Origin of the sequence: Polyangium sorediatum (assembly GCF_029946465.1) — a bacterium.
In the GTDB taxonomy this organism is placed as follows: Bacteria; Myxococcota_A; Polyangia; order Polyangiales; family Polyangiaceae; genus Polyangium; species Polyangium fumosum.
Genome location: NZ_JARZHI010000156.1, coordinates 1 through 4,347 on the forward strand (window position 1 = coordinate 1; position 4,347 = coordinate 4,347).

The 4,347-nt window shown below is 70.5% G+C and carries 2 protein-coding genes; one reads left to right on the forward strand and one right to left on the reverse strand.

The window, feature by feature from the left end:
• The coding region (locus QHF89_RS49665; RefSeq protein WP_284722017.1) for a lamin tail domain-containing protein at positions 1-2,137 on the forward strand (2,137 nt) is incomplete at its 5' end.
• 57 nt (positions 2,138-2,194) lie between these two features.
• On the opposite strand, the gene QHF89_RS49670 is transcribed toward QHF89_RS49665, so the two are convergent.
• Positions 2,195-4,347: lytic transglycosylase domain-containing protein (locus tag QHF89_RS49670; RefSeq protein WP_284722018.1), on the reverse strand; the 2,153-nt coding region annotated here is incomplete at its 5' end.

Sequence of the window (4,347 nt, forward strand, 5' to 3'; positions counted from 1 at the left end):
CGTCGGCGGCATGGGCGGCGACGGCGGCGGCGGCGGCGGCGGCATGGGCGGCACCGGCGGCATGGGCGGCGGCGGCATGGGCGGCACCGGCGGCGTCGGGGGGATGGGCGGCGGCGGCATGGGCGGATCCGGCGGTATGGGCGGCTCCGGCGGCGGCAATCCTCCGACCGAGATCTGCAACAACAGGATGGATGACGACGGCGACGGCGACGTCGACTGCTCCGACGCCGACTGCGCGGCGGCGTGTGCCGAGGCTTGCACGGGCGGCGCGGACGAGGACAACGACGGCGACATCGACTGCGCCGACGCCGACTGCGCGATGGCGCCCGTGTGCGGCAAGCTCGTCATCAACGAGGTCGATTACGACCAGGCCAGCGCCGACACGGCCGAGTTCATCGAGATCTACAATGCCGGCGGCGACGTCATGCTCGACGGCGTCGAGGTCATCCTCGTCAATGGCACGGGCCCCGGCGGCGCGGACGTCACCTACGGCACCCCGAGCAAGCTCTCCGGGTTGCTCGCGGCCGGCGGGTATGTCGTCGTCGCGTCGACGGGCGTGACGAACATCGATCCGGCCGCGATCGTCGTGTCGCTCCCGAACCCGATGGACAACATCCAGAACGGCGCGCCGGACGGGATCGCGCTCTTCGATACGAAGTCGAAGACGCTGCTCGACGGGCTCTCGTACGAGAACGGCACGCCCGACGGCCAGATCACGGCTGTGATGCTCGGCGGCCAGACGTTCTCCTTGGTCTCGGGCACGGCGACGACCGCGTCCGACAACCAGGCCGCGGCCTCGCCGATCCGCTCGATGATCCGTTATCCGAACGGGCAGGACACGAGCGACGACAGCGTCGACTGGCGCGCGACCACGCAGATCACGCCGGGCGCGGCGAACGTGGCGACGCCCGAAGTCTGCGACACCGCGATGCTCGACGAGGACGCCGACAACCTCATCGACTGCGCCGACCCCGATTGCGCGATGGCGCCTCAGTGTGTCGAGAACTGCGGCAACATGAAGGACGACGACGGCGACATGATGGTCGATTGCGCCGATCCCGACTGCGCCGCCGATCCCGCGTGTCTGCCGCAAGAGAACTGCAGCAACGGCACCGACGACGACGCAGACATGGCGATCGACTGCGCCGACACGGATTGCGCGGGCAAGTCGTGCGGGGCGAACGGCCTCGTCTGCGAAGCCGCGTCGATGACGTGCGCCTGCCCGAGCGGCATGACGATGGAAATGGCCTGCGCCGACCTCGTCGACGACGATTGCGACGGCCTCGTCGACTGCGCCGATCCGGATTGCGCGGGCAACATGGCGTGTGTCGCCCAGAAGGTCACGTCGGTCGATTACCCGGTCCTCGCGCACGGCGGCAAGCTCGTCGTCACCGGCAATGGCTTCACGGGCGCGACGGTGGTCAAGATCGGCGGCGTCGATCAGACGTTCACGGTCGACAACAACACGCAGATCACGATCACGAACGTGCCCGACACGACGCCGATCGCGCTGCAGGACCTCGTCGTCACCACGCCGAGCGGCGACACGGCGCCGTTCCAGATGACGGTGATTCACCTGCTCATCAACGAGCTCGACTCGGACCAGATGAGCACGGACACCGCGGAGTTCGTCGAGATCACGACGGGCGTGCCGAACGTGAGCCTCGCGGGCTACACGCTCGTCCTCTTCAATGGCAACGGCGATGTCTCGTACGCGCCCGTGACGGCGCTCTCCGGCACGACGGATGCCAATGGCATGCTGCTCGTCGGCAGCCCGGGGATGACGCCCGCGCCGACCATCGCCTTCAGCGCGGTCAACGTGATCCAGAATGGCCAGGACGCGGTGGCGATTTACCAGGCCGCTCCGGCGTCGTTCCCCACGGGCACGGCGGTCAAGGCGAACGGCCTCATCGACGTGCTCGTCTATTCCACGGGGCAAACGGCCGACGCCGGCCTGCTCGACGTCCTCATCGGGCCCGCGGGCACGCCGGGCCGCACGCAGGTGAGCGAAGGCTCGGGCGGCGTGCAGGAGACGCAATCGATCCAGCGCTGCGGCGACGGCCGCAAGAATGGCGACAAGTTCAAGGTCGGGCAGCCCACGCCCGGCGCGGCAAACAACGTCATGGCCTGCCCGTGACGTGAACCCGAGGGGGGCTCGCCTCGATCGAGCCCCCTCCCCGCCTCCCCTGCCCCCTCAATAAGCGTCCGGCGGCACCTCGACGTCGACCGGCACCTCCAGCGCGAGCGGCGCCACGGCCGCGTCGCCGCCTTCCATCCATTGATATCGCGCCAGGTTCCCGAGCACGCGCGCCACGTAATTGCGCGTCTCGTCGTAGGGAATCCGCGCGACCCAGAGATCCGCCTCCGCGTCCACGCCCGGCCGCATCCATTGCCCCACGGCCTTCGGCCCCGCGTTGTAGGCGGCCACGGCGAGGACCGGGGTCTTCCGGAACGTCTTCAGCAACTTGCCGATGTAATACGAGCCGAGCCGGAGATTCACGTGTGGGCTCTTGAGCCGCGACGGATCGAAGCTCATGCCGACCTCGGCCGCGGCCTTCTCCGCCGTCTTCGGCATGAGCTGCAAAAGGCCCACGGCGAACACGGGCGAGAGCGCCTCCTGATCAAACGCGCTCTCCTGCCGCATGAGCGAATGCACGAGCCCGCGGGGCACCTCGTGCTCCCCTTCGAGCTTCTGCACCTCGTCGAGGTACGGCCGCGGATAAAGGCACTCCCAGGCCCAGCGATCGGCCTCGCCCGGCGCGCGCAGGAGCTGCGGCATTCCCACCTGCGCCACGCCCACCCGATACCGACGCCGCGCATGCGCGAGCTTGCCATACATGCCGCAAAGCGCCTCGGCCTCGCGACCGGCGAACCGCGCGGCCGCCTCGCGCTCGAAGGGAAGAAGCCTCCCTTCGGCCTCGGCGTCGAGCCCGATCGAAACGAGCATCCGCGCCGGATCCGGCAAATCGAGGTCGAGCGGATTCGCCGGGCGCGCCGCCGCGGGCTCGATCAACGGCGGCAAGGGCGCGCCCGCGGCGGCCAGGCGCGAGCGGGCGGCGAGCGCGGCGAAGGAGAGCGGGAACGTACGGGCGACCTCGGTCCAGATGCGCACGGCCTCGTCGCGGTCGCCGGCGCGGAAGGCGGCGAGCCCTTCGAGCTCGCGGAGCTTTTGCGCCTCGTCGGGCTTCTTCGCGGCCTTCGCGAGCCTGCTGAGCGTCTTTTGCGCGACCTTCGGTTGCGACGCCGAGAGCTGCGCGAGCGCCTGCTCGTATTCGGCATCCTCGCGGTACGCGCCTTTCGGGAAGAGCGCGAGGTAACGTGTATACAGCGGCGCGGCCTCGTCATAACGGCCGCGGAGCAGGAGCCAGCGCGCGGCCTGGTACAACGAACGCTCGGCCCAGCTATTTTTCTTGAACCGCGAGGAGAGGTCGAGCCAGCGCTTGATTGCCTCGTCGGCCTGTCCGCCGCGGGCGAGCGCATTCGCGGATTGATACATCGCCTCGACCTTGCGCGGGCCGGGCAACGTGGAGAGCACACGGAACGCCTTTTCCGCCTCCGGATAATCGCGCGCCTTGAGCTTCGCCTCGGCCCGCGCGTGGAGCACGTCGAGGTGCGGCACCGTCTTCTTTTTTTCGAGCTCGTCGAGGATCGGAACCGCCGCTTCGGCCTGGCCCGCCCGGACGAGCGCGAGCGCGCGGGCGAGCTGATCCTTCGGCGCGAGCGATTGCTTCAGCCGATCGAGCGCGACCGCGCCGGCCTCGCCCTCGGGCAAACCGGCGGCCTCCACGGCGAGCCAGCGCAGGTCGGCGATCGTGATGGGCAAGAGGCCCTGCGCCTCGGCGATCCGGGCGCGGGCGGCCCGGAGCTTCGCCTCGTCGCTCTTCCTGCGCGACCGCCCGGCCCCCGCGAGCGCGCGATCGAGGGTCGTCCGCGCCTGGGCGAGCTGCCCGTCCTTCTCCAGCGCGAGCGCGGCGCGATGCTGGTCGGAGAGCGACCTCGATTTGCCGAAAAACGCCGCGGCTTCGGCGAAGGGCCCCGCGACGGACGCGGCCTCGGCGCGCCGGCGCACGATGTCGTCCACGAGCAGCGGCAGCTCCTTTTCGAGCCCCGTGAAGAGCTCGACCGTGCGCGCCGCGTCGCCCCGCTCGAGCGCGACGCGCCCCCGGACGTACCGCATCTCGGGCCGCTGCCGATCGGCCTCGGGCAACGCGTCGAGCTGCACCTCGGCCTCGTCCCAGCGCTCCAGGCGCACGGCGTCGGCCCAGCGCGCAGGCGAGGGCGCAGGCGCGGCGGCCGGCGCGGTCGTGCCGGCCGCGAGGGCCGTGGCCACGGGCGCCGCGGCGGAGG